The organism is Curtobacterium sp. MCPF17_050 (assembly GCF_003224435.2).
Lineage (GTDB): Bacteria > Actinomycetota > Actinomycetes > Actinomycetales > Microbacteriaceae > Curtobacterium.
This window is the reverse complement of the sequence record NZ_CP126250.1, coordinates 931387-955118: the sequence shown is the minus strand read 5'-3', so window position 1 is coordinate 955118 and position 23732 is coordinate 931387. Positions and strand designations below refer to the sequence as shown.

Genomic DNA, 23732 nt, shown 5'->3' with positions numbered 1-23732 from the left:
TCGGACGGGAGGCCCGGCGGGCGTCCGCCGGTCGGCACACGACGGCCGGGCCTCCTGTCCGGGTGGACGTCGGCAGGATCAGCCGAACAACCCGCGGAACACACGGACGACCGCGTGGACCAGGTCGGTCGTCGGCCGCGCGGCGGCCGTGCCGCCCCCACCGGTCTGCACGCCGCCGGCCGGGGTCTCGGCGGTCGCCGCCGCGTCCGTGACCGGGACGACCGTGAGGTCGCCCTCGCTGTCGTCGAGGACGAACAGCGTCGAGACGGTGTTGCCGGCGAGGTCGACGTCGGCGCTGCCGATCTGGCCGCCACCCGAGATGTCGAGGTCCCACTTGCCGGCGTCGACCGTCGCGTACTTCGTCGCGGTGCCGAACGCGGCGTCCGAGGCGATCGCGGTGCCCTCGGCGGTGCTGACGTCGACCGTCTTCGCGGTGGTGGCGGCCTGGACGAGGCGGAGCTTCGCCTTGCCGTCGCCGGGCTGCTGCAGGTCGTCGGTGAACGCGGCCGTCTCCAGCGCGCTGCTCTTGCCGAACGCCACGACGGTGCTCGCGTCGCCACCCTGGACGGTGACGTCGGTCGAGATGACCGGCGTCGAGTCCGGCGCGTCGGACGCACGCATGGACAGGACGTACGTGCCGGTCGGGAGCTTCTCGTAGGGGCTGACCTGGCCGTAGGCGACGTCGTCGAGCTCGAAGACGGTCTTGCCGCCGGACAGGCCGGACAGCTCGACGTCGACGCTCTTGGTGTCCGGCGACAGGTGCCCGATGCGGAGCCAGCCCTGGTCGGTCGCGGCACTCGCGGACTGCGGGGCGAGGCCGACGGTGGCGGCGACGAGGGACGCCGCGAGGGCGCCGACGACGACCGTGCGGCGGCGGGTGGGGAGGGAGGCGGTCATGGTGGTGCTCCTTCGGGTGGGAGGCGTGCTGGGTCGGGTACGGGTACGGGTGGGACGGGCCGCGGGGGTCACGGCGCACCCACCTGCGCGGTGGTCGGGTCGGTCGCGGACCAGCGGACGGTCAGGGTGTCGCCGTCGCGCTCGATCGACTCCGGACGGTAGGTGTCCGCCATGGCGTCCAGGGTCTGCTCGGTCGCCGCGGCGGCCCGCACGCTGCTCGCGTGCAGGACGACCTGCCGGAACGTCTGCCCGTCCTCGCCCGGCAGCGGGGTGAAGCGGTCGACGCCCACGGGACGGTCGGCCAGGACCTGACCGAGGGAGACCACGGCGCGCGGGTCCACCTGGCCGGCGCGGAACTGGGACGCGGTGCCGGCGTCGGCACGGAGGGCGGGGTTCTCCGCGAGCTCGGTCCCGAGCGTCTTCCGCAGGTCGCTCGCCCTGGTGGCCTCACGCTCGGCCGCTGTCCGTCCCTGCGCGTTGATGAGGCGGACGTCGACCTGCTGGTTGCCGGTGCCGAACGACGCGACGGTCGTCGAGTTCGCGATCGCCTGCCGCACGTCGGACGAGGAGGTCCCGCCTGTGCGCATCGAGTCGGTCGTGACGACGTAGTCGGAGTCCTTCCAGCCGTTCGGGGACTGGCGCTCCACGGCTCCGTCGGTGTCGAGCTTGTAGTACCAGACCACGTTGTTCCGCGCGAAGCCGTCGTCGACCAGGTCGACCCACATGGCGTCGTCGACGAGCAGGCGGGAGCTCTTGTCGACGTTGTCGCCGATCCAGTCCTGCGCCTGCGCCATCGGTCGGTCGAGGTCGGCGACCAGGAACCCGCGCAGCTGCGTGCCCCAGAGCGGGACGGCGACGACGACGGCAGCGGCCGTGCCGAGCGCCCAGACCCCGCCGAGCGTGCGACGGCCGGCACCGCGGACCCGGTTCCGGGCGCGGAACGCGGTGGCCCCGGTCACGGCGAGCACGGCGCGCTCCGCGACGTACGCGACGAGCAGGGCGCCGAACGGCACGAGCATGATCACGTACGGCACCGGCAGGTAGCCGCTCGGGCGGAACATGAAGACGAGCAGGAACACGAGCATCGCGGCGACCGGGCGGACGCGGCGGAGGAACAGTCCGACGACCGCGGCTGCCGAGCCGAGCACGATGAACACCGGGTCGAGTGCCCACCACTGTGCTGCGGCCTCGTTCGCGAGGCTGCCGCCGGTGAAGACGGAACCGCTCGCCGCACGCGTGCCGAGCTGGTAGGTGATGCCCTCGAGCAGGCTGACCCGACCGGCACCCGGCAGGAGCTCGCCCTTGACGCCGGCGAGCAGGACGTACGCGCCACCGATCACGGCGAGGACCGCTCCGGCGACGCTGAGCGTGTACCGACGGGTGCTCGGGTCCGCTCGACGGGCGGCGGTCCAGACGAGGAACGGCAGCGCCAGCAGGAAGGTCTCCTTGCTGAGCACCGCGATCCCGAAGCACGCGGCGGCGCCGATGAACCCGGCCAGCTGCTGGCGGCGACTCAGCACGAGGACGAAGGCGGCCAGCAGCCACGGGGTGGCGACGTTGTCGATGTAGACGGTGCGGTGGTACTGCAGCGCCAGCGGCGAGAGGCCGAAGACGAGCACCGCGGCCGCCGCGGTGGGCCGGGCGGCACCGAAACGGCGGGCGAGCACGAAGAGGAGCACGGCGGAGACGGCGGCGAAGAACACCATCGCCTCGCGAGCGGCCTCGACGGCGAACGGGTAGCGGGCGAACGCGCCGGTCAGCTGCGTGTAGCCGGCGATCTGGACCCAGCCGAGCGGCGGGTGGTCGTACCAGTACGTGTAGTGCGTGATCTCGCCGAGGTGGGTGATCGCCCACGCCTGCGCGGTGTACGTCCCCTCGTCGTCGATGCGCTGCGGGGTGCCGCCCATGTTCCAGGCCTGCACGACCGCGGCGATCGCGACGACGGGCAGGAGCCAGGCCGCACTCCGGGAGTGCACGCGGATCCAGGTGCCGATGCCGGAGGAGCTCCGTGCGCCGCGGATCGGGATGCCGGTCGTGTCCGTGATGCTGGCGGTCATCGGTCACCTCCCGCGGTCGCGCCGACGAGGGCCGGCTCGGGTTCGGTCACGGCCGACGGGAAGCCCTGCACCTCGGGCTGGCCGGCACCGCGGTGCTGGCCGGTGTGCTCGGTCTTCTCCCAGCCGTTCTGCTTCCGGGCGTGCCGGATCACGGCACGGACGGCCGCGGCGGCGAGGAACACCTGGTACGGCACGAGGCCGAGCACGAGTTTCACGTAGTCGCGGACGCGGACCTTCTCCTTGTAGAGCCGGCCGAACTCGCCGAGCCCGGCGATCTCGACCGCGAGCAGCATGAGCGTCGGCGCGAGCGGGATGAACGAGATCAGGGCGATCCCGGTGGGCACCTTCACGAACGCGATCATGATCACGCTGAGCGGGATGAGCAGCCCGGTCGCGGCCTGGATGAACGGCATGGTGAGCAGGTACCGGGCGAAGAAGCGCTGCTTGAACGTGGGGAGCTTCTTCCACTCGCCCTTCTCGAGGACCTGCAGGAAGCCCTGGTTCCACCGGGTGCGCTGCTTCAGGAGCGAGGCGAACGTCGGCGGGGTCTCCTCGCGGGTGACCGCCTCCGGGCTGTACGCGACGACGACCTTGGCGTTGTCGGCCGACAGCCGGACGCCGAGCTCGCAGTCCTCGGCGAGGCAGTGTGCGTCCCAGCCGTCCGACCAGTCGAGCCGCTCCTTCGTCACGAAGACGGTGTTGCCGCCGAGCGGGATGAACTTCGACTCGGCGTGGAAGTGCAGGCGCGACCGGAACCAGAAGTAGTACTCCAGCACGTTGCGGAGCGACCACCAGCTGGACTTGAAGTTCATCAGCTGCACGCCGCCCTGCACGACGTCGGCGCCGGTCTCCTGGAACCGCGAGTCGACGAGGCTGAGCAGGCGCGGGTAGACCTCGTCCTCGGCGTCGAACACGCCCACGATGTCGCCGGTCGCGTACTGCAGGGCCAGGTTCATCGCCTTCGGCTTGTTCTTCGGCAGGGTGTCGTCCACCACGACCCGGATCAACCCGGGGTGCCGGGCGGCGGCCTCGCGCACGACCCGGTCGGTGCCCGGGTCGTCCTCGCCGACGATCGCGATGATCTCGAAGTCGGGGTGGTCCTGGGTGGCGAGCATGTCGAGCGTCTGCCCCATGACCTCCTCCTCGTGCCGCCCGGGCACGAGGAGCGTGAAGCGGTGCGCGGCCGGTCGCGGCGTCTGGCTGAAGCTCGTGGCGCGGAGGGTCGAGCGTGAGCGCCAGGCGTGCAGCATCCACCAGAGGGTGGACAGCGCGACCAGGGTCAGCAGCACGGAGATCGCGACGAGCGCCGAGTAGCCGATCCACTCCCCCAGGGACCAGGCGACGTGCGCGCTCTGCCCCGACCCGCCGGTCGGGACGTCCGTGGTGCCGCGGTTCGGGACGTCCCCCGGCGTCCCGGCGGGGTCGTTCGGCTGGAGCAGCGGCGCGGCGGCCGCTGTCAGCGTGGTGAGCATGGTCATTCGGTGGGCTCCTTCGTGCGACGAGCGTCGGGGGAACGGAAGACGAGGGTCTTGTACGCGGCGAAGCGGAACGCTGTGCCGAGGACGAGACCGACCCCGTTGCCGGCGACGTTGTCGGCGAGGGTGCTGGTGAGACCGAGGACGTGGTGTGAGACGAGCAGGCAGCCGGCTGCGATCGCGAGCCCGCCGGCGTTCGTGGCGGCGAAGAGCACACCCTCCCGGACCGTCTCCCGACGGCCGCGGGTGCGCTGCGTCCGGAAGGTGACGAACCGGTTGCCGAGCCAGGCGACCAGGGTGGCGACGACGACCGACACGGCCTTCGCGGTCACGGCGTGGTCGGCGAGGACGCCGGCACGGAGGACGTTGAAGACGACGAGGTCGACGACGAAGGCGATGAGGCCGACAGCGCCGAAGGTGGCGAGCTCCCGCACGGCCCGGGTCAGGCGGACGAGACGGGAGGCCGCCGCAGCGGCCACGGGTGCTGCCGTCGCTCCGGGCGTGGTGGACGGGTGCGGAGTGGTGGACGGGTGCGGGGTCGACGCGGGCGCCACCCCCTGGACGGGTGGCACCAGGACGGGGGTCACTGGTGAGCGCATGCCCCCGGTTCGGGGGTCACGGGGAGGTGGTTTGGTCGGGGTACAGGGTTTGCCAGGCCCCTGCCAGTCGCGCGACACGCGCTGTTCATCTGCCATGGCCCGCAACTCCGTCATGGCGAGCGTCCACGGAGGCGCCGACGCCCGTGCACGGGGAGGTCACCCGGCGCGGCCGGTACCGCCGCGCAGCACACCGGGCCCCGCGGGGTCGTTCGGCGACCAGGTCGCAGCGACCTCGGTGCCGCGCCGGTGGACGCGGTCCGGCGCCAGCGCACCCTCGAGTCCGCGCAGGCGCATCTCGGCCTGCTCGGCGGCGGCGGTGTTCGTGGCCTGCAGGACGACGCCGCGGCGGGCCGTCTCCTGCTCCCCCGGCACCACCGGGAGCGCGGTGAGCGTCACCGGACCGGCCGCGAGCACCGCCCCGATCCCGACCGTCGCCCGCTCGTCGACGCCCCCGCTGCGGAGGAGCGCCGTCTGGTCGTCCGAGGCACGGAGCGCCGGGTTGCCGACCAGCTCCGTCCCGACCCGCTCCCGGGTCGCCGCGGCCCGCTCCGCACCGGCCCGGAGGTGCTCCGCCCCCTGCCGGTCGATGCGCCGGACGACGACCTGTTCGCCACCCTCGCCGAAGACCGCGACCGGCGCCGAGGCGCGGAGTGCGGCCTGGATGCCCGGCAGCTGCGTGGCGCCGATCGCCACGGACTGCGTCGTCACGATGTAGTCCGCGTCGCGCCAGCCGGACGGGTTCTGGCGTGCGACGGCGCTGTCGGTGCTCAGCTTGTAGTACCAGATGACGTTCTGCCGTGGGAAGCCGGCCCGGACGAGGTCGACCCAGAGTGCGTCGTCGACCAGGAGCCGGTCCGACCGGGAGACGTTCGCGGTGATCCAGTCCTGCGCGCCGAGCATCGGCGCGTCCGCGGAGGTCGTCATGAACGACCCGAGCCGGGCGGCGGAGGCGGGAGCGGCGACGCCGACGACCCCGACCGCCGCGACCGACCAGACCGTCAGTCCGACGACCGAGACGACCAGGCGACCCGGTCTGCCCGACGGCTCGCCGGACGCCCGGGCCAGCCGTGCCCGTCGGACCGCATCGACCACCGCCCGGACGAGGACGTCCGAAACACCGGCGATCGCGAGGGCGGCGAACGGCAGGATCGCGATCGGGTACGGCACGGGCAGGTACCCGTTCGGACGCAGCACGACCGCGATGAGGAAGACGGCGACGGCTGCGACCGAGCGCAGACGCGGCACCGCCAGTGCGGCGACGCTCGCGACCACCCCGAGCGCCACGAAGGCGGGGTCGAGGCCGAGCCACAGGCTCACCACGTGGTTCGCGGGCGTCGCCGGGTCGAACACCGAGCCGCTGCCGCTCCGGTCCCCGAGCTGGAACGTGACGCCCTGCCACAGGCTGACGTGTCCGGGCCCGGGCACGAGCTCGCCCTTCGTCGCCGCGAAGACCAGGTACGACGACCCGCCCAGCGCCAGGACGACCGCGGCGACGCTGAGCGTGTACCGGCGGATCTCCGGGTGCGCCGACCGCCACATCGTCCACGCCAGGAACGGCAGGGCGAGCAGGAAGGTCTCCTTGCTGAGGACCGCCGCGACCATGCAGGCGGCCGAGCCGGCGAACTCGACGAGCTGGTGGTGACGGGACACGGCGAGCACGAAGGCCGCGAGGAGCCAGGGGGTCGCGACGTTGTCGATGTACACGTCGCGGTGGTACTGCACCGTCAGGGGCGAGAGGGCGAACACCAGCACCGCCGCGGCGGCGGCCGGGCGGCTGACCTGCAGCTTGCGCGCGAGCACGTACAGCAGGGCGGCGGAGGCGACCGCGAACACCACCATCGCCTCGCGCGCGGCGCCGACCGCGGTCGCGTGCCGCACCCAGGCTCCGGTCGCCTCGGTGTACAGGGCGATCTGGATCCACCCGAGCGGCGGGTGGTCGTACCAGTAGGTGTAGTGGGTGAGGCCGCCGAGGTGGAACACCGACCACGCCTGGGCCGCGTACGTGCCCTCGTCGTCGATCCGCTGCGGGTTGCCCTCCAGGCCGACCACGAGGACGGCGGCCGTCACGGCGAGGACCGGGAGCAGCCAGGCCAGGTCGGTCGCGGACCTGCGGGCCACGGCGGCGACCGCGCTGTCGGCGAACGACCGGCGGGCTCCGATCGAGGAGGCGGTCACGGGCACCGCAGCAGGTCGCGGGCGTGCGGGAGCAGGGGCATCGTGGAGCCTTCGGTCGTTCGGGTCGCCGGGCAGCAGCGTGGTGAGCGGTGCTCCGTCATCACAACACCGGCCCGGGTTCCCGCACAGGGCACGAGGACGCGTCTGCGGTTTCCCGCACCGATCACGCGGTGTCCCCACCGGAGCGCCCTGCGCCTCCCCCGCCGGTCACGAGCCGAGCAGCGGTCGCCTGCCGGTGGGCGCACGACGGACGGGAGGCCCGGTACCAGCTGGTACCGGGCCTCCCGTCGGTTGGTCGGTCGCGACCGCGACCCGCCGGATCAGGCGGGGCGCTGCGCCGGCGACACGTTCTTCGACGCGTCGCGCTCGGGGATGTCGCCGAGTGCGTCGTCGATCGCGGCGAGCGCGTCGGCGTCGAGGGTGACGCCCGCGGCCTTGACGTTGTCCGTGACCTGCTCCGGGCGCGATGCCCCGACGATCGCGGACGCGACGTTCTCGTTCTGCAGCGTCCACGCGATGGCGAGCTGGGCGAGCGTGAGTCCGGCCTGGTCGGCGACCGGCTGCAGGCGCTGCACGGCCTCGAGGACCTCGTCGCGCATGAACCGCTTGATCATGTCGGCGCCGCCCTTCTCGTCCGTGGCGCGCGAGCCCTCGGGGAGCGGCTGGCCCGGCTTGTACTTGCCGGTGAGCACGCCCTGCGCGATCGGGGACCAGACGATCTGGGACAGACCGAGCTGCTTTGAGGCCGGGACGACCTCGCCCTCGATGACGCGCCACAGCATCGAGTACTGCGGCTGGTTCGAGATGAGCTGGAAGCCGAGCTCCCTCGCCAGCGCGGCACCGGCGCGGATCTGCTCGGCGGTCCACTCGCTGACGCCGATGTAGAGCGCCTTGCCCTGGCGGACGACGTCCGCGAAGGCCTGCATGGTCTCCTCGAGCGGCGTCTCGTAGTCGTAGCGGTGCGCCTGGTAGAGGTCGACGTAGTCGGTCTGCAGCCGCTCGAGCGAGCCGTTGATCGACTCCATGATGTGCTTGCGGCTGAGGCCGACGTCGTTGTGCCCCTTCGGGCCGGTCGGCCAGTACACCTTCGTGAAGACCTCGAGGGACTGCCGACGCTCACCCTTGAGCGCCTCGCCGAGGACGGTCTCGGCGGCGGTGTTGGCGTACGTGTCCGCGGTGTCGAACGTGGTGATGCCTGCGTCCAGCGCTGCCCGCACGCACTGGGTGGCGACGTCGTTCTCGACCTGCGAGCCGTGCGTCAGCCAGTTGCCGTAGGTGATCTCGGAGATCTTGAGTCCGGAGTTGCCCAGGTACCTGAATTCCATGTGCCCGACGCTACTGGAGTGAGCGCTCTCGTGAGGGGTTTCCGCAGTACCCGGGTCGACTCCTCGGGAAACAATGGTTGATGCTTCAACCAAACGGGTGCAGGATGGGGTAGCATCAAGGTCGATGCAGGCGCATGCACCACCGCGCCGGCCCCCCGACTCACCGCTCGAAGACACATCGCTCGAAGAAGGACACACCATGGCTCTCACCGCCTCCGCCATCCCCGGCTACGTCACCGGCACCTGGAAGCTCGACCCGACCCACTCCGAGGTCAGCTTCTCCGTCCGCCACCTCGCGATCAGCAAGGTCAAGGGCAAGTTCGAGCAGTTCGACGCGACGCTCGTCACCGCCGAGAACCCCCTCGACACCACCCTCGAGGCCTCGATCGACGTCGCCAGCATCAACACCAACCAGGCGCAGCGCGACCAGCACCTCGCGACCGGTGACTTCTTCCTCACCGAGGAGCACCCGCACATGACGTTCCGCTCGACGGGCATCCGCGAGGACGGCGACGACATGCTCATCGACGGCGAGCTCTCGCTCCGCGGCGTCACCAAGAACGTCACGCTCAAGACCGAGTTCGGCGGCGTCACCACCGACGGCTACGGCCAGACCAAGCTCGGCGCCGAGGCGACGACCAAGATCGACCGCACCGAGTTCGGCGTGAACTGGAACGCCGCGCTCGAGGCCGGTGGCTTCACGCTCGGCAACGACGTCACGATCAACCTCGACGTGCAGTTCGTCCTCCAGGCGGCCTGACCCGCGGTCCCACTCGACGAGCCCCGGCGCCCTCGGCGTCGGGGCTCGTCCCGTGTCCCGACGCACGACGTGCCGAGCGGTAGCGTGAGCAGCACCGCTGACGAACAGGAGTCACCACGATGCCCACCGACTGGATCGCCCTGCAGACCATCGCGGCCGCGGAGTTCGGCCGCCGCGTCGCCGCGGTCACCGACTGGGACGCCGCCACCCCCGACTCGGAGTGGACGACCCGGGACCTCGTCGCCCACGTGGTCGACGAGCAGCGGTGGATCCCGAAGCTCCTGACGGGGTGCGACCACGAACAGGCCGCGGCCGACCTCGAGCCGATCGGTGACGACCTGGTGGCGGCGTGGGAGCGGCACTCGAGCGCGGCGATCGAGGCGTGGCAGCGCGCACCGCAGGACACCCCGGTGCACCTGGCCACCGACGTGGTGAGCGCCGGGGAGTACCTGGCGGAGCAGACGAGCGACATCGCGATCCACACGTGGGACCTCGCGCGGGCCACCGGCAGCGACGAGCACCTGCCGGACGAACTCGTCGAGGCGGTGTGGACGCACTTCGAGCCGCAGATCCAGTCCCTCGCCGCGACCGGCCTGTACGCGGCCCCAGTGCAGGTGGACGACGATGCTCCGCTGCAGGTGAAGCTCCTCGCGGTCACCGGGCGCGACGCCCGCACGACCGCCTGACCGTCCCGTCGGTACCTGCACCGTCACGTCCCGGGAGGACCCGCATGTCCGACACCACGACCGTCCCCACCACCCGCCTCGGCAGCTCCGGCCTCGAGATCTCGAGCATCGTCCTCGGGATGATGTCCTACGGGGACCCGGCCGCCGGCTCGCACGCCTGGAGCGTCGGACTCGACGACGCCCGGCCCTTCGTCCGCCGCGCCTTCGAGGCGGGCATCACCACGTTCGACACCGCGAACGTCTACTCCGCCGGCAGCAGCGAGGAGATCACCGGGAAGCTCCTGGCGGAACTCGCCCCGCGCGAGGACGTCCAGGTCTTCACGAAGGTCTACAACCGGATGCGCCCCGGGCGGAACGGTGCAGGACTGTCGCGTGCGGCGGTCATGCACGAGATCGACGCCTCGCTGACCCGCCTCGGCACCGACTACGTCGACCTGTACCAGATCCACCGCTTCGACCCGGACACGCCCGTCGAGGAGACGATGGAGGCGCTGCACGACGTCGTCAAGTCCGGGAAGGCCCGGTACATCGGCGCGTCGAGCATGTGGGCGTGGCAGTTCGCCGAGATGCAGCACGTCGCCGAGCTGCACGGCTGGACGCCCTTCGTGAGCATGCAGGACCAGTACAACCTGCTCGAGCGCGAGGAGGAGCGCGAGATGCACCCGTTCTGCGAGCACACCGGCGTCGGTGTCATCCCGTGGAGCCCGCTCGCGCGCGGCAAGGTCACCCGCCCGTGGGACGCGCAGGGCTCCGGCTCGCGTGCCGACACCGACGAGTTCGGCAAGACGCTGTACCGCCAGGACGAGGACGCGAACCGCGCCATCGTCGACGCGGTCGGGCAGGTCGCCGAGGAGCGGGGCGCGAGCATGGCGCAGGTCGCGCTCGCGTGGGTCGCCGGCAAGCCCGCCGTCTCCGCGCCGATCATCGGCGCGACGAAGGAGCACCACATCGACGACGCGGTCGCGGCGACCGCGATCACGCTGACCGAGGACGAGGTCACGCGACTCGAGCAGGCCTACACCCCGCGGGTGCCGTCCGGCTTCTGAGCCACCGGCGGACGGGAGGCGCGGATCCAGCTGGTGCCGCGCCTCCCGTCCGTGCCAGCGCTGTCCGCACCCCGGGCCGGACGAGCTGTCCGCACCCGGGCCGGACGCGCTGTCCGCACCCCGGGCCGGTCGGGCCCGCGAGGTCGCACGACACGCCGCCCGCGCGGCGCCGAGGTCGCACGAACGCTCGGCCGGGACGTGTCCGGAGGGCCGATCGTGCGACCTCGGCCAGGCCGTCAGGCGCCGTCGATGCCCCGCTCCGCCGCCGCCTCGCGCTCCAGCCGGGCGATGCGGGCGAGCGCCGCACGCTCGGTGCCGGACTGCGTGCCGAGCACGCTGCCGATGCCGTCGAGGACGACCCCGGTCGCCCGGTCGACGGGCAACTCGATCGGTCCGATCGCGGGCGTCCGGATGCCGAGCAGCGACCGGTGCCGCGGGTCGAGGGTCGAGACCGCGCCCTGGTACACCGCCCGGTAGCCCGGTCGCAGCAGCTGGGCGAGCGGGGGGTTCTTGATGAAGCGCAGGACCTCCCGGGTCCTGGGCGTCACCGCGAGCTCCCCGCGGTCGAGGTACCCGTCCATCTGGGCGCGCAGCTCGGCCTCGGACTCGGGGGCGTCCGCGACCCGCATGAGCCGACCGGCGACCGCCCACTCCTTGACGTAGGCGTCCGCGCCGCCGGGGATCGGCTGCCCCCAGCGCTGCGCCGTGCGCAGGAACGCGTCCGTGAACGCCAGGTGCACCCAGCGCGCCAGGTCGGGGTCGTTCGCGGTGTACGGCCGTCCGACGCCGTGCCCGTCGACGTACACGCCGCGGACCCGCTCGTGCAGCTTCAGCACCCACTCGCTCCCCGCCCGGGCGGTCGCGGTGTCGCCGTGCGTGACGGTGTAGATCCACCGGATCGTGCCGGCGAGCCGACCGAAGGGGTCCTCCTTGTACCGGGAGTGGTCCGCGACGCCGGCGAGCGCACCCGGGTGCAGCGCCTGGACGAGCAACGCGCGCACACCGGCGACGATGGTCTGGTTGCCGCCGTGCACCGACCACGTGGCCGAGCCCGGGCCGAAGAAGCCGGCGTCGGTCCCCTGCTCGAGGGCGTCCACCCACTCCGGACTGCCGGCGGTGCTGCCCGTGAACGTGGCCTGCAGACGGGTGCGGAAGGCATCGGAGACGAACGACATGGTGCAATGGTCCGTCGCGCCCCTGACAGTGCGCCCTCCGTCCGCCCGGGAGCATGCCTGACGAGGACTCGGGTCCGCCCGCTAGGTTGGTCCGCGTGAGCATCGACACGCCTCGTCCCTGGCTTGCCTCCTACGCGTCAGGGGTGCCGCACGACATCGAGCCGATGACCGGGTCCCTGCCGGACCTGGTCGAGCAGTCCGCGGCGCGCTGGCCGAAGGCGGTGGCGCTCGAGTTCTTCACGCGGACGACGACGTACGCCGAACTCGAGGAGCAGATCGCGCGCGCGGCCAACGGCCTGCGGAAGCTCGGGGTGGCGAAGGGCGACCGCGTGGCCCTCGTGCTGCCGAACTGCCCGCAGCACGTCGTCGCGTTCTACGCCGTGCTGCGGCTCGGCGCTATCGTGGTCGAGCACAACCCGCTCTACACCCCGCGCGAGCTCCGGCACCAGTTCGAGGACCACGGCGCGAAGGTCGCGATCGCCTGGGACAAGTCGGTCGCCACGCTGCAGGACTTCCCCTCGGACCTCGCCCTCGACGCGATCGTCTCGGTCGACCTCACGCGCGCCATGCCGCGCCGCACCCGCCTGGCGCTCTCGCTGCCGGTCGCGAAGGCCCGCGAGTCGCGCGCGAAGCTCACCGCACCGGTCACCGGCACGACCCGCTGGGACGACCTGGTGTCGAGCCGGAAGCTGTCGAAGCGGCACCCGCGCCCGGAGACCGACGACGTCGCGCTCATCCAGTACACCTCGGGCACGACCGGCACCCCGAAGGGCGCCGTCCTGACCCACCGCAACCTGCTCGCCAACGCCGCACAGGCCCGCGCCTGGATCCCCCAGATCAGCGCCGGTGACGGCAGCGTCGTGCACGCCGTGCTGCCGATGTTCCACGCCTACGGCCTGACGCTCTGCCTGACCTTCGCGATGAGCATCGCCGGGCGCCTCGTGCTCTTCCCGGCGTTCGACCCGGCCCTCGTGCTGGCGGCGGTCAAGAAGCGCCCGCCGACGTTCCTGCCGGCCGTGCCGCCGATCTACGCGCGGCTGCAGCACGCCGCCGACTCGGCCGGGGTGTCGCTGCAGGGCATCGACATCGGCATCTCCGGCGCGATGCCGCTCTCCCAGGACGTCATCGAACCGTGGGAGGCCCGCACCGGCGGCTTCCTGGTCGAGGGCTACGGCCTGTCCGAGTGCTCTCCGGTGCTCATGGCCAACCCGGTGTCCGACGCCCGTCGACTCGGCGCGATCGGCCTCCCGCTGCCCTCGACCGAGTGCCGCGTGGTGGACCCCGACGACGAGACGAAGGTCCTCGGCACCGGCGAGTCCGGCGAACTGCAGGTGCGCGGGCCGCAGGTGTTCAGCGGCTACTGGGGCAAGGCGGACGCCACCGACGAGGTGTTCACCCCCGACGGCTGGTTCCGGACCGGCGACATCGTGGCGATCGACGCGGACGGCTTCGTGCGGATCGTCGACCGGCTCAAGGAGCTCATCATCACGGGCGGCTTCAACGTCTCGCCGTCCGAGGTCGAGGACACCCTGATGAAGCACCCGAGCGTCAAGGAGGTCGCGGTCGTCGGCATCACGCAGGCCGGCAACGAACAGGTCGTCGCCGCGGTGGTGCCCGCCGACCCGTCCTCGTTCGACGCCGACGCCCTGCGCGCCTGGTGCCGCGACCAGCTCGCCGCGTACAAGGTGCCGCGGCGCGTGGTGGTCGTCGAGGACCTCCCCCGCTCGATGATCGGCAAGGTCCTGCGCCGCAAGGTGCGCGACGCGATCACCGACCGCGACTAGGAGCACTCCGGGCGGCCCACCGCGGCCGCCCGGAGCCCTGCGTCAGGTGCTGCTGATCCGGGTGTACTTGCGCACCGCCCACGGCACGAACACCGCGAGCATCACCACGATCCCGATGAGCACGGTGGCGATCGGGTGCTGCATCGTCCAGATGTCCGGCACCGGCGCGGACCCCGCGTTGCCGAACAGCTGCCGGGCGGCCTGCACGAGCGACGACACCGGGTTCCACTCGGCGAAGACCCGGAGCACGAGCGGCATGGTCTCGCTCGGGACGAACGCGTTCGAGATGAACGTCAGCGGGAACAGGATCATGAACGACGCGTTGTTGATGACCTCCGGCGTCCCGACACTCATGCCGAGCAGGGCCATCACCCAGCTGAACGCGTAGCTGAACAGCAGCAGGAGCCCGACGCCGGCCAGGAACTCGAACGGCGACGAGGTGACCCGCCACCCCACGGCGAGGCCGGTCGCCATCATGATGACCATCGAGATGCCGTTGAGCACGAGGTCCGAGGCCGTCCGGCCCACGAGCACCGCTGACGCCGACATCGGCAGGGTGCGGAACCGGTCGACGAGCCCGTCCTTCAGGTCCTGCGCCATCGCCGACCCGGAGAACGTCGCCCCGAACACGACCGTCTGCGCGAAGATCCCGGCCATCAGGAACTGCGTGTAGTCGGTCCCCTGCACGCTGATCGCACCGCCGTACACCTGGCTGAACAGCAGGACGAACATGATCGGCTGGAGGACGGCGAAGACGAGCATGTCCGGCGACCGCTTGAGCTTCGTGAGGTTCCGCTTCGTGACGACCCAGCCGTCCTCCATCCACACCGCGAGCGGGGACGTCACCACGACGGGCAGCTGCCGCCCGAGGGCCGACCCGGTGGACGTCGCGGTCACCGGCTCCGCTCCCGTCCGGCTCCCGCCGCCAGGTGTGAACCGGCGTCCGGGTCACCGGGCGATCCCGCCCCGGTGCCGGTGGCGCCGCCGTCTGTCGGTGGTGCTCCGCGGCCCCGCCGGGAGGCCCGGCCCGCGCCCGACCCGTCGCCCGCCTCCGCCTCGTCCGCCGTCGCCGCGTGCCCGGTCAACCGGAGGAACACGTCGTCGAGCGTGGGGCGGCGCATGCCCGCGTCGTGCAGTGCGACGTCGGCCGCCCCGAGGTCGGCCAGGACCCGTTGCAGGGCCGCCGGCCCGGCGTCGACGGCGACCGCCAGCGACCGACCGTCCGCACTGGTCTCGACCTCGCCGCTGCCGTGACGCCGGAGGACGGCCGTCGCGGGCTCCCCGTCGGCGGCGTCGACCAGCGTCACGGCGAGCCGGTGTCCGCCCACCTGCGCCTTGAGCTCGTCCGAGGTGCCCTCGGCGATGACCCGACCGTCGTCGATGACGGCGATGTCGTCGGCCAGCTGGTCGGCCTCCTCCAGGTACTGCGTGGTGAGGAGCACGGTTGCACCGTCGGCGACGAGGTCCTCGATGATCCCCCAGAGCGCGAGACGGCTGCGCGGGTCCAGGCCCGTCGTCGGTTCGTCGAGGAACAGCACCCGCGGGTTCATCACGAGTGCCCCGGCGAGGTCGATCCGCCGGCGCATGCCGCCGGAGAACCCCTTCACGGGCCGGTCCCCCGCCTCGGCGAGCCCGAACACGTCGATGAGCTCGCGGGCCCGGTCGCGCGCGGCCCGGCGTCCCAGGTGGTACAGCCGGCCGATCATCTCGAGGTTCTCGGCCCCGGTGAGGTTCTCGTCGACCGCGGCGTACTGCCCGGACACGCCGATCGCGCGCCGGGTGCCCTGCGGGTCGGCGACGACGTCGGTGCCGGCGACGGTCGCGGTGCCGGCGTCCGGGACGACCAGGGTGGTGAGCACCTTCACGGTCGTGGTCTTCCCGGCGCCGTTCGGGCCGAGCAGTGCGGTGACGGTGCCCTCCGGCACCGAGAGGTCGAGGCCCGCCAACGCGTGGACGGGCCCCGACCGTGACGTGTACGTCTTGGTGAGGCCGGTGGCCTCGATGATCGCCATGTCGCTCCTTCGTGACCGGCTGGACAGGAGGGGCCGGTGGAGCGCGGAGCGTCACTCAGACGTCGAAGCCACCACCGAAGTCGCCGCCGAAGTCCTGGTCGAACCCGCCGCCGTCGTTCGAACCGCCGAAGTCGGATCCGCCATCGCCCCAGGAGGCGTTCTCGTACCCGCCGCCGTCGGACGCACCGCCGTCACCGGATCCGTCACCAGTGTCCCCCTGACCGCCGTCGTCCGCAGCCCCTGCATCGGTTCCACCGTCGAACGACCCGGGGTCCGGCAGGAAGGCGCTCATCAGGGCGGACCCGATCACGTACCCACCGACGGTGCCGAGCAGGGAGGCGCCGAGCATGCTGCCGAAGCCGGATCCCTGCCGTCCGCCGAACCCGCCGCCGCCGCCGATGCCGCCGAGCGAGCGCTCCATGTACCCGGGCTGGCGGAGCTCGGAGCGGGTCGCCGACTGGGCCAGGGAGCGGGGGTCGTCGCCGCGCGGGGCCTCACCGGCGGGTGCGGTGCGGGTGAACTCCTCGTAGACCATGCGGCGCTGCTCCGGGGTGAGCTGCGCGAAGGCCTCGGCGTGCACCTCCTCGATGCGCTCGGGCGGAGCGGTGCGGAGCAGGTAGCGGTAGCGCGCGACGGCGCGCTCGTCCTCGCCACCGCCCTGCTGCTGCGGTGCGCCGGTCGGCTGCTGCGGTGCGCCGTACGGCTGCTGGTACGACTGCTGGCCGTACGGGTACCCCTGCTGCTGTCCGCCGCCGGGTCGTGGCTGTGCCGGACGCTCCTCGCGGCCGAGCAGACGGTCGAGGAATCCCATGACGTGCTCCTTCGTGCGGACACCGTGCCCGCTGGCGCCCACGGTAGGCACCCCCGGCCCGGACTGACTGGGTGTGTGCTCAGAAGCAGCCGCAGATCGTCACCGCTCCGACCCCGCACCGAGCAGCGCCGCGGACCAGATCGCGGCCAGCTCGTCGGCGGCGCCGGGGTGCGCCACGAGGAACGGTGCCCCGACCGGCGGGAAGTCGGACACCGGTCCGTCCAGGGTCAGCACCACCCCGCCGGCCTCGTGCACGAGCAGGACCGCGGCACCGTGGTCGACCGGGTCGAACGCGGGCGTGCACGCGCCGATCCCCCGCCCGGCCGCGACCTGCGCGATCGTCAGCGTGCCGGACCCGGTCACCCGCACGGAGCACGACCGCGCGGCGAGCGCCGTGACGAACGCGGTGAAGCCCGACCACGGACGGTGCCCGTCGAGCTCGGTGCCGACCACCGCACCGGCGAGGGCACGCGGGCTGTCGTCGAGACGCAGGACCCGGTCCCGCTCGGTGGCGCCCCGGCCGCGGCGGGCTTCCAGCACCTCGCCGCGCCACGGGTCGGCGACGACGCCGACGACGGGTCGTCCGGAACGGGTCAGGCACAGCGAGGTGCTCGTCCACGGCACGCCGTTCGCCAGGTTCGTGCTGCCGTCGACGGGGTCGAGGTACCACCGGTGCTTGTCCCCGGGCGCGACGCCGTACTCCTCGCCCGTGAAGCCGTGCTCCGGGAACACCGCGCGGACCCGGCCGCGGACGTGCTGCTCGATCGCGCGGTCGAGGTCGAGGACCCGGGCGGCGGCGTCACCGGCGTCCGTGCTGATCCGGTGCTCCCGGGTGAAGGCGATCACCTCGTGCGCGATGCGGTGTGCCAGGGCCTGGGCCCGTCCGGCGACCTCGGGCTCGGTCGGCTCGCGACGCGGGACCCAGCCGTCCCGCTCCGCCGCAGCGAGCACGGCGTGCACCGTGGCGACGTCCTCGGTGAGCAGCAGGTCGGCCCCGAGTCGGGTCGCCCAGCGCGTCGGCTCGGGGTCGTCCACGGTCCACACCGCCACGCAGAGGCCCAGGGCGTGTGCGGCCCGGACGGTCGCCGGGGTCAGGAACGCGACGTCGAGGTCGAGCGTCGAGGGCCGTACCGTCGTCAGGTGCGCGGCCGTCGGCGCTCCGAGCGAGTCCCACGGCAGCCACACGTCGGCCTCGGGCAGCAGCGCGCGCACGGCCGTCACGGCGTCGGTGGTCCCCCGCCAGGCGACCGGCACGGACCCCGCCGCGGCCTGCACGGTGCGGACCGCCACGGCGGCGTCGGCCGGGTCGGCGAGCCGGACCAGCAGTGACGCCGAGCACCCGTCGAGTCGCTCGAGCACCGCGTCGAGCCGTGGGATGCGGTCGAGTCCGTTGCCGAGCCGGGCGACGTCACACCAGGACACCTCCGACACCGGGCGGCCGTCGCCCCACATCCGCCCGAGGGTCTCGTCGTGCAGCAGCACCGCGACGTCGTCGGCGGTGCGCCGGACGTCGACCGCGATGACGTCCGCGCCGAGCGCCTCGGCGACCGCGACGGCGGGCAGCGTGTCCTCGCGGCGGACACGCGGGGCACCGCGGGAGGCGACGACCCGCGGCGGACGCGGGCCGGGCCTCCCGGTCGCAGCGGGGGCCGGGCTCTCGAGCGTCGTCACCACTCCATGGTGGGAGGACCGCCCCAACGGCACGTGACCGAACGGTGAACTCCTGGCTGCCCGCCGCACCCGGACGCCTGCGAGGATGGTGCCGTGGACACTCGACCCTGGAACTGGCTCGCGGCGGTCGTCGACGTCGTGCTCGTCGTGACGTTCGCCGTCATCGGCCGCGGGTCGCACGGCGAACCCTTCGCGCCGCTCGGCCTGTGGACGACCGCGTACCCCTTCCTCGCGGGGTGGGCGATCGCGTACGTGACGTCCGGGGCATGGTCCCGGCCGCTCGTCACCTGGCCGACCGCGGTCGTGGTGTGGGTCCTGACCGTCTTCGTCGGTCTGGCCATCCGGGTCGCGACCGGGCAGGGCGTGGTGGACGGGAACCCGCTGCCGATCTCGTTCGTGGTGGTCACGACGATCGTCCTCGGGGTGTTCCTGGTCGGGTGGCGACTGCTCGCCCGACTGGTCCTGCGCGCTCGGGCCCGCCGGACCGGTGCCCCGACCGGTGCGGCCACTCCGCAGCGCTAGAAGAGTCCGCCCCGCGGGCCCTCGTCGGGTCCGTCCAGCCCGCGGAACATGTCCGAGACGAGTGCGGCGATCTGCGGTTCGACCAGACGGTCGACCGCCTCGGCGATGCGCTCCCGGTGGTCCGTGAGCGCCAGGCAGACCGCCGTCCCGGTCGACCGGGCGCACTCGTCGGACAGCTCGATCTCGTGCCGGAGCGCGGCCTTCGCCTCGTCCGACAGCGGCTCGCGCGGCTCCTGCTCGCTCGCGCCGGTGCCGGCGAGCTCACCGAGCGTGAACAGGAACGGCTCACCCGGCTGCGGCTGCGGGTCGACGTCCAGCCCCTGGAACTCGGGCTCGAGTCCCTCCGCCGGCTGGTACCCGGCCCGTCGCTTCCGGGCGGCGGCGCGCTCGAGTTCCCGCTGCAGGAGCGGCAGGTTCCGCGCGGTGTACTCGTCGACCGCGTCCTCGACGATGGCCGACATCCGACCGATCAGCGCGTGCTGGACGGGGTGCGGCACGTCCGGCCCGAAGCCCGCGGCCGCCGCGATCGGCGACCCGGTGCAGCGTCGGCAGATCCGGGTGCGTGGACGTGTGGAACCGATCTGCCACCGCGGCAGCCAGCGCAGCCAGACGTCGACGGCGTTCCGCACGCGTCCGTCGATGCCGTCCATCCCGCCAGCGTAGGCGGCGCGCCCGGGATCCGCGCGGAGGCGCCGGGCGGGTCCGGACGGGAGGCCCGGTGTGGGTCCGCCAGACCGGTGCGCTCGGGTCAGACCGGTTCGGTGACGAAGTCGATGAGCTCCTCGACCCGTCCGAGCAACTGCGGCTCGAGGTCGGCGAAGGTCCGCACCTGCCCGAGGATGCGCTGCCACGCCCGGGCGATGTCGGCCTGCTCGGCGTGCGGCCAGCCGAGCGCCTGGCAGATGCCGGCCTTCCACTCGATCGACCGCGGGATCATCGGCCACTCGCGCAGTCCGACGCGCGCGGGCTTCACCGACTGCCAGACGTCCACGAACGGGTGCCCGACGACGAGCACGTGCGCGCCCCACTTCCCGCGCATCACGGCGTCGGCGAACCGCGACTCCTTCGAGCCCGGCACGAGGTGGTCCACCAGCACGCCGACCCGGCGCTCCCGGGTCGGGCGGAAGTCGTCGAGGACGTCGGCCAGGTTGTCCACGCCGGAGAGCTCCTCGACCACGACGCCCTCGACGCGGAGGTCCGCGCCCCACACCTTCTCGACGAGTTCGGCGTCGTGCTTGCCCTCGACCATGATCCGGGAGGGCAGCGCCACGCGGGCGCGCTGCTGCTCGACCGCGAACGAGCCGGACGCGGTGCGCAGGCGACCGCCCTCGGGCGCACGCCGGACCGCCGGGGCCTGGTCGGGCCTCCCGGCCGGTCCGCTCGTCCTCGCCGGCGGTGCCGCGGCGGCGGAGCGGCCGACGGGTGCCTGTGGGCGGGTCAGGGTGACGAGTTCGCCCTCGAGCAGGAACTGCCCCGTGAAGGGGAAGGCGCGGGTGCGGCCCTTCCAGTCCTCGAGCGACACGTTGCCCGCCTCGAGCCCGACCACGGCGCCGGCCCAGCCGGAGGCCGGGTCCTCGAGCACCATGTCCCGTTCGAGCGGCACCTGCCGCACCTTCCGCACGCCTCGCGAGCGCCAGTCGCCCGAGAGCACGTCACTGCCGTACCGGTCCTCGTCCACCCGCACGAGCGTACTGTCGACGGGCGGCAGGACGACGTCGACCGGCCGGTCCCCCACCATCACGACGGAAGGCACTCCCCGTGCGCGCAACAGTCATCCACGCTCCCCGCGACATCCGTGTCGAGGAGCGTGACGCCCCGACGATCATCGAGCCGACCGACGCCGTGGTCCGCATCACCGCCGCCTGCGTGTGCGGCTCCGACCTCTGGCCGTACCGGGGCGTCCGCGACACCACCGAGCCGCGCGCCATCGGCCACGAGTTCGTCGGCGTCGTCGACCAGGTGGGCGACGGGGTCACGGACCTGCACGTCGGCGACTTCGTCATCGCCCCGTTCACCACGAACGACGGCACCTGCCAGGCCTGCGCGCACGGCATGACGAGCGGCTGCGACCACCGCTCCACGTTCGGCGTGACGCCGGACGCGTACGGTCACCCGCTCGGCGGCGCACAGGCGGAGTACGTCCGCGTGCCGGATGCGGCGGCCACCCTGGTGGTCGTGCCGGGCCCGGTGGACGACGACCTCGTCCCGTCGCTGCTGACGCTGTCCGACGTCTTCTCGACCGGGCACCACGCTGCGGTCTCCGCCGAGGTCGGCCCGGGCAGGACCGTCGTCGTGGTCGGTGACGGCGCGGTCGGCCTGTCCGGTGTACTCGCGGCAGCACGACTCGGTGCCGAGCGGATCATCGCCATGAGCCGCCACGCGGACCGCCAGGCCCTCGCGCGCGAGTTCGGCGCGACCGACATCGTGGCGGCCCGCGGTGACGAGGGCGTGCAGGCGGTCCGCGACCTGCTCGGCGGCGACCTGGCCGACTGCGCGCTCGAGGCCGTCGGCACCGCGGAGAGCATGGACCAGGCGCTGCGGGTCGTCCGTCCGGGCGGCAACGTCGGGTACGTCGGCGTCCCCGCGGGCGACCCGGAGCTGCCGATGCCGTTCCTGTTCGCCCGGAACATCACGGTCGGCGGCGGCATGGCCCCGGCCCGCGCCTACATCGAGGAGCTGCTCCCCGACGTGCTCGCCCGCACGATCGACCCGGGCCGCGTGTTCGACCTCGAACTGCCGCTCGACGACGCCGCCGAGGCGTACGCCGCGATGGACGAGCGCCGGGCGATCAAGGTGCTGCTGCGTCCGTAGGGGTCGGTGTCCCTCGCGCCGTGGTGCGGAGGGGGTCAGCCCCGGACCGCGAGGACCCGGTGCGGGGACGCCGACTCGGCCCGCCATCCCGGCGGCAGGGCGGCGGCCAGCTCCGGCACCGTGAAGCTGCGGCGGATCGAGCGGAGCCCGTCCTCGCGGATGAACGTCCCCGCGGTGACGAGCACCGACCCGATCGCGTACAGCCGGTAGGCGGCTGCGGACCGCCGGATGTCGGAGTGCACGCTGCGCGACCCGGCGAGCACCGCGGAGTCACGCAGGAACGCGTGACGCTCGGCGTCGTCGAGGTGGTGCAGCACGTGGTTCGAGACGACCACGTCGAACCGCTCACCAGCGGCGACGAGCTCGGCGCTCGACTGCTGCCGGAAGGTGACCCCGGGCGCGGACAGCCGCTCGGCCGCCCGGATCGCGCGCGGGTCCGGGTCGACACCGACGACCTCGAGGTCGAAGCCGTCGCCCCGCGCCCACCGGCTCAGCGACCGGGCGAGGTCCCCGCCGCCGCAGCCGAGGTCGAGCACGCGGGCCCGTCCGGTCGCGGGCAGCGCCGGCACCACGTGCGTCTGCCACACCGCCCGCCAGCCGCTCACGGCCGCGTTCACGACGGCGAACCGCCGGTAGGTCCGGTCGAGCGTGGCCGGATCGCAGTGCGGGTCGTCCATGAGTTCGCGCAGGTCGACGGCGCGCGCGGACAGGTCGATCCGGTCCGTCACGCACCCACCACCGTCAGTGCCGCGGCCTCGACCGTCAGGCCCGGCCCGAAGGCGAGTGCGACGACCGGGGTGCCGTCGGTCGGTTCCGCGGCCAGGGCTTCCTGCAGGACGAACAGCACGGTCGCGCTCGACATGTTGCCGTGCTCGCGCAGCACCGTCCGGCTGGCCGTCAGGGCGCTGTCGGGCAGGTGCAGGGCGTCCTGGGTGCGGTCGAGGATGGCCCGACCGCCCGGGTGCACGGCCCACACCGGCACGTCGTCGGGGGTCCAGCCGCGCGGGTCGAGGAGCGGGGCGACCGCTTCCTGCGCGTGCACGCCGATGAGCTTCGGCACCGCGGTGCTGAGGACCATCTCGAAGCCCTCGTCGCCGATGTTCCACGCCATCTCGCTCGCGCCCTCGGGCAGCACCATGGTGGTGAACGCGTCGAGCCGCAGCCCGGAGCCGTCCGCGGTGACGACGGCAGCGGCGGCCCCGTCCCCGAAGACGCTGTTCGCGACGATCTGGTCCGGGTCCTCCGAGTGACGCACGTGCAGCGTGCAGAGTTCGGCGCACACGACGAGCACCACGGCCGACGGGTCGGCTCCGACGAAGGCGTCCGCGATGCGGAGGGCCGGGAACGCCGCGAAGCACCCCATGAAGCCGACGTGCTGGCGGAAGACGTTGCGCGGCAGGCCGAGTTCCTCGACGATCGCCAGGTCCGGACCGGGCTGCGTGAAGCCGGTGCAGGACACGGTCACGACGTGCGTGACGGTCGCCGGGTCGACGGCGGCGCGTTCGAGGGCGTCGCGGGCGGCACCGACGAACAGGGGCGGCGCGAGTTCGCGGAAGCGGTCGTTGCGCATCCCGGTGCTCGGCGAGGCGAGCACGCCGTCGACGTCGCGGAAGGGCCCGGGCTCGGCCGCTGCGTCGAGCTCGGGCAGGACGCTGTGACGGTGCTCCACCTCGGAGGCGTCGAACGCCGCCGGGACGAGTCGGGTCGCCAGCCGCCCCAGGCCGGGCTGGGCGGCGAAGAGGTCACGGACCTCCGCCTGCCCGAGGGTGGTCCGCGGGACGGCGGTACCGATGGCTCGGATCGTTGCTGACACGCTCCATCCTGTCACCAGGTCGCTGACGTGTCCCCAGGATGGTCCGGCCGCCGTGGCTGGCGTCCGAGCCGCCGGCGGACGGACGGGAGGCCCGTGGCGATCCCGCCACGGGC

General features: G+C 73.0%; 21 protein-coding genes. 6 read left to right on the top strand and 15 right to left on the bottom strand.

Annotated elements, in window-relative coordinates:
- Positions 1-78: 78 nt before the first annotated feature.
- The 6 genes from DEJ34_RS04545 to DEJ34_RS04520 form a co-directional block, all read right to left on the bottom strand.
- Positions 79-897, bottom strand: coding sequence for a DUF4397 domain-containing protein (locus DEJ34_RS04545; RefSeq protein WP_110911935.1), 819 nt, complete (start codon positions 895-897; stop codon positions 79-81).
- A 68-nt stretch (positions 898-965) separates the two neighbouring features.
- Positions 966-2954: an ArnT family glycosyltransferase gene (locus DEJ34_RS04540; RefSeq protein WP_110901341.1), complete on the bottom strand. Its 1989-nt coding sequence runs from the start codon at positions 2952-2954 to the stop codon at positions 966-968.
- Positions 2951-4432 (bottom strand): glycosyltransferase, encoded by a 1482-nt coding sequence (locus DEJ34_RS04535; RefSeq protein WP_258368341.1) that lies wholly within the window; start codon positions 4430-4432, stop codon positions 2951-2953. The genes DEJ34_RS04540 and DEJ34_RS04535 overlap by 4 nt, the downstream gene beginning before the upstream one ends.
- Positions 4429-5001, bottom strand: coding sequence for a GtrA family protein (locus DEJ34_RS04530; RefSeq protein ID WP_258368342.1), 573 nt, complete (start codon positions 4999-5001; stop codon positions 4429-4431). The genes DEJ34_RS04535 and DEJ34_RS04530 overlap by 4 nt, the downstream gene beginning before the upstream one ends.
- 183 nt (positions 5002-5184) lie before the next feature.
- A complete protein-coding gene (locus tag DEJ34_RS04525) occupies positions 5185-7203 on the bottom strand; it encodes an ArnT family glycosyltransferase (RefSeq protein WP_146236930.1) in 2019 nt (672 codons plus the stop codon).
- Positions 7204-7523: 320 nt separating this feature from the next.
- Positions 7524-8528 (bottom strand): aldo/keto reductase family protein, encoded by a 1005-nt coding sequence (locus tag DEJ34_RS04520; protein WP_110823739.1) that lies wholly within the window; start codon positions 8526-8528, stop codon positions 7524-7526.
- Between the two features lie 199 nt (positions 8529-8727).
- Here DEJ34_RS04520 and DEJ34_RS04515 point away from each other — a divergent pair, with 199 nt between their 5' ends.
- From DEJ34_RS04515 to DEJ34_RS04505, 3 genes are all read left to right on the top strand, one after another.
- Positions 8728-9288 (top strand): YceI family protein, encoded by a 561-nt coding sequence (locus tag DEJ34_RS04515; protein WP_110823738.1) that lies wholly within the window; start codon positions 8728-8730, stop codon positions 9286-9288.
- A 119-nt stretch (positions 9289-9407) separates the two neighbouring features.
- A complete protein-coding gene (locus tag DEJ34_RS04510; RefSeq protein ID WP_110890271.1) occupies positions 9408-9974 on the top strand; it encodes a TIGR03086 family metal-binding protein in 567 nt (188 codons plus the stop codon).
- Positions 9975-10018: 44 nt separating this feature from the next.
- The gene (locus DEJ34_RS04505; protein ID WP_110890272.1) at positions 10019-11020 is read left to right on the top strand and encodes an aldo/keto reductase; all 1002 of its coding nucleotides are present in this window, start codon (positions 10019-10021) and stop codon (positions 11018-11020) included.
- Between the two features lie 236 nt (positions 11021-11256).
- Here DEJ34_RS04505 and DEJ34_RS04500 read toward each other — a convergent pair whose 3' ends face one another.
- Positions 11257-12195, bottom strand: coding sequence for an oxygenase MpaB family protein (locus tag DEJ34_RS04500; RefSeq protein ID WP_110823735.1), 939 nt, complete (start codon positions 12193-12195; stop codon positions 11257-11259).
- Positions 12196-12248: 53 nt separating this feature from the next.
- Between DEJ34_RS04500 and DEJ34_RS04495 the strand changes: the two genes are divergently transcribed.
- Entirely contained in the window at positions 12249-13979 is a 1731-nt protein-coding gene (locus DEJ34_RS04495; RefSeq protein ID WP_110911523.1) for a long-chain-fatty-acid--CoA ligase, read from the top strand.
- A gap of 42 nt (positions 13980-14021) precedes the next feature.
- Here the strand turns inward: DEJ34_RS04495 and DEJ34_RS04490 are convergent, their stop codons facing one another.
- The 4 genes from DEJ34_RS04490 to DEJ34_RS04475 form a co-directional block, all read right to left on the bottom strand.
- A complete protein-coding gene (locus tag DEJ34_RS04490; protein ID WP_110911563.1) occupies positions 14022-14801 on the bottom strand; it encodes an ABC transporter permease in 780 nt (259 codons plus the stop codon).
- A 71-nt stretch (positions 14802-14872) separates the two neighbouring features.
- Positions 14873-15991 carry an ATP-binding cassette domain-containing protein gene (locus DEJ34_RS04485; RefSeq protein ID WP_110911524.1) on the bottom strand — a complete coding sequence of 373 codons (1119 nt, stop codon included), beginning with the start codon at positions 15989-15991 and terminating at the stop codon, positions 14873-14875.
- A 55-nt stretch (positions 15992-16046) separates the two neighbouring features.
- Positions 16047-16802, bottom strand: a complete 756-nt coding sequence (locus DEJ34_RS04480) for a hypothetical protein (RefSeq protein WP_110911525.1) — start codon at positions 16800-16802, stop codon at positions 16047-16049.
- Between the two features lie 99 nt (positions 16803-16901).
- Positions 16902-18473 (bottom strand): inositol monophosphatase family protein, encoded by a 1572-nt coding sequence (locus DEJ34_RS04475; RefSeq protein WP_181419401.1) that lies wholly within the window; start codon positions 18471-18473, stop codon positions 16902-16904.
- Between the two features lie 93 nt (positions 18474-18566).
- On the opposite strand from DEJ34_RS04475, the gene DEJ34_RS04470 reads away from it, so the two are divergent.
- The gene (locus tag DEJ34_RS04470) at positions 18567-18995 is read left to right on the top strand and encodes a DUF3054 domain-containing protein (RefSeq protein WP_110911564.1); all 429 of its coding nucleotides are present in this window, start codon (positions 18567-18569) and stop codon (positions 18993-18995) included.
- Here the strand turns inward: DEJ34_RS04470 and DEJ34_RS04465 are convergent.
- Positions 18992-19645: a spermidine/putrescine ABC transporter substrate-binding protein gene (locus DEJ34_RS04465; protein WP_110901332.1), complete on the bottom strand. Its 654-nt coding sequence runs from the start codon at positions 19643-19645 to the stop codon at positions 18992-18994. The genes DEJ34_RS04470 and DEJ34_RS04465 overlap by 4 nt on opposite strands.
- Before the next feature lie 98 nt (positions 19646-19743).
- Complete coding sequence (locus DEJ34_RS04460) at positions 19744-20673, bottom strand: DUF3097 domain-containing protein (protein ID WP_110911565.1); 930 nt, start codon at positions 20671-20673, stop codon at positions 19744-19746.
- 80 nt (positions 20674-20753) lie between these two features.
- Between DEJ34_RS04460 and DEJ34_RS04455 the strand changes: the two genes are divergently transcribed.
- Positions 20754-21806 (top strand): zinc-dependent alcohol dehydrogenase family protein, encoded by a 1053-nt coding sequence (locus DEJ34_RS04455; RefSeq protein WP_110890276.1) that lies wholly within the window; start codon positions 20754-20756, stop codon positions 21804-21806.
- 35 nt (positions 21807-21841) lie between these two features.
- Here DEJ34_RS04455 and DEJ34_RS04450 read toward each other — a convergent pair whose 3' ends face one another.
- Both DEJ34_RS04450 and DEJ34_RS04445 read right to left on the bottom strand, forming a co-directional pair.
- Positions 21842-22534 carry a methyltransferase domain-containing protein gene (locus DEJ34_RS04450; protein WP_258368344.1) on the bottom strand — a complete coding sequence of 231 codons (693 nt, stop codon included), beginning with the start codon at positions 22532-22534 and terminating at the stop codon, positions 21842-21844.
- Positions 22531-23619, bottom strand: coding sequence for a type III polyketide synthase (locus DEJ34_RS04445; protein WP_110911527.1), 1089 nt, complete (start codon positions 23617-23619; stop codon positions 22531-22533). Before DEJ34_RS04445 ends, DEJ34_RS04450 begins: the two co-directional genes overlap by 4 nt.
- Positions 23620-23732: the final 113 nt, after the last annotated feature.

Excerpts from the sequence above, each read along its gene's own strand:
- DEJ34_RS04545 (WP_110911935.1), bottom strand. The coding sequence starts at position 897 with ATGACCGCCTCCCTCCCCACCCGCCGCCGCACGGTCGTCGTCGGCGCC.
- DEJ34_RS04540 (WP_110901341.1), bottom strand. The coding sequence starts at position 2,954 with ATGACCGCCAGCATCACGGACACGACCGGCATCCCGATCCGCGGCGCA.
- DEJ34_RS04535 (WP_258368341.1), bottom strand. The coding sequence starts at position 4,432 with ATGACCATGCTCACCACGCTGACAGCGGCCGCCGCGCCGCTGCTCCAG.
- DEJ34_RS04520 (WP_110823739.1), bottom strand. The coding sequence starts at position 8,528 with ATGGAATTCAGGTACCTGGGCAACTCCGGACTCAAGATCTCCGAGATC.
- DEJ34_RS04515 (WP_110823738.1), top strand. The coding sequence starts at position 8,728 with ATGGCTCTCACCGCCTCCGCCATCCCCGGCTACGTCACCGGCACCTGG.
- DEJ34_RS04510 (WP_110890271.1), top strand. The coding sequence starts at position 9,408 with ATGCCCACCGACTGGATCGCCCTGCAGACCATCGCGGCCGCGGAGTTC.
- DEJ34_RS04505 (WP_110890272.1), top strand. The coding sequence starts at position 10,019 with ATGTCCGACACCACGACCGTCCCCACCACCCGCCTCGGCAGCTCCGGC.
- DEJ34_RS04500 (WP_110823735.1), bottom strand. The coding sequence starts at position 12,195 with ATGTCGTTCGTCTCCGATGCCTTCCGCACCCGTCTGCAGGCCACGTTC.
- DEJ34_RS04495 (WP_110911523.1), top strand. The coding sequence starts at position 12,249 with ATGCCTGACGAGGACTCGGGTCCGCCCGCTAGGTTGGTCCGCGTGAGC.
- DEJ34_RS04490 (WP_110911563.1), bottom strand. The coding sequence starts at position 14,801 with ATGGAGGACGGCTGGGTCGTCACGAAGCGGAACCTCACGAAGCTCAAG.
- DEJ34_RS04485 (WP_110911524.1), bottom strand. The coding sequence starts at position 15,991 with ATGGCGATCATCGAGGCCACCGGCCTCACCAAGACGTACACGTCACGG.
- DEJ34_RS04480 (WP_110911525.1), bottom strand. The coding sequence starts at position 16,802 with ATGGGATTCCTCGACCGTCTGCTCGGCCGCGAGGAGCGTCCGGCACAG.
- DEJ34_RS04465 (WP_110901332.1), bottom strand. The coding sequence starts at position 19,645 with ATGGACGGCATCGACGGACGCGTGCGGAACGCCGTCGACGTCTGGCTG.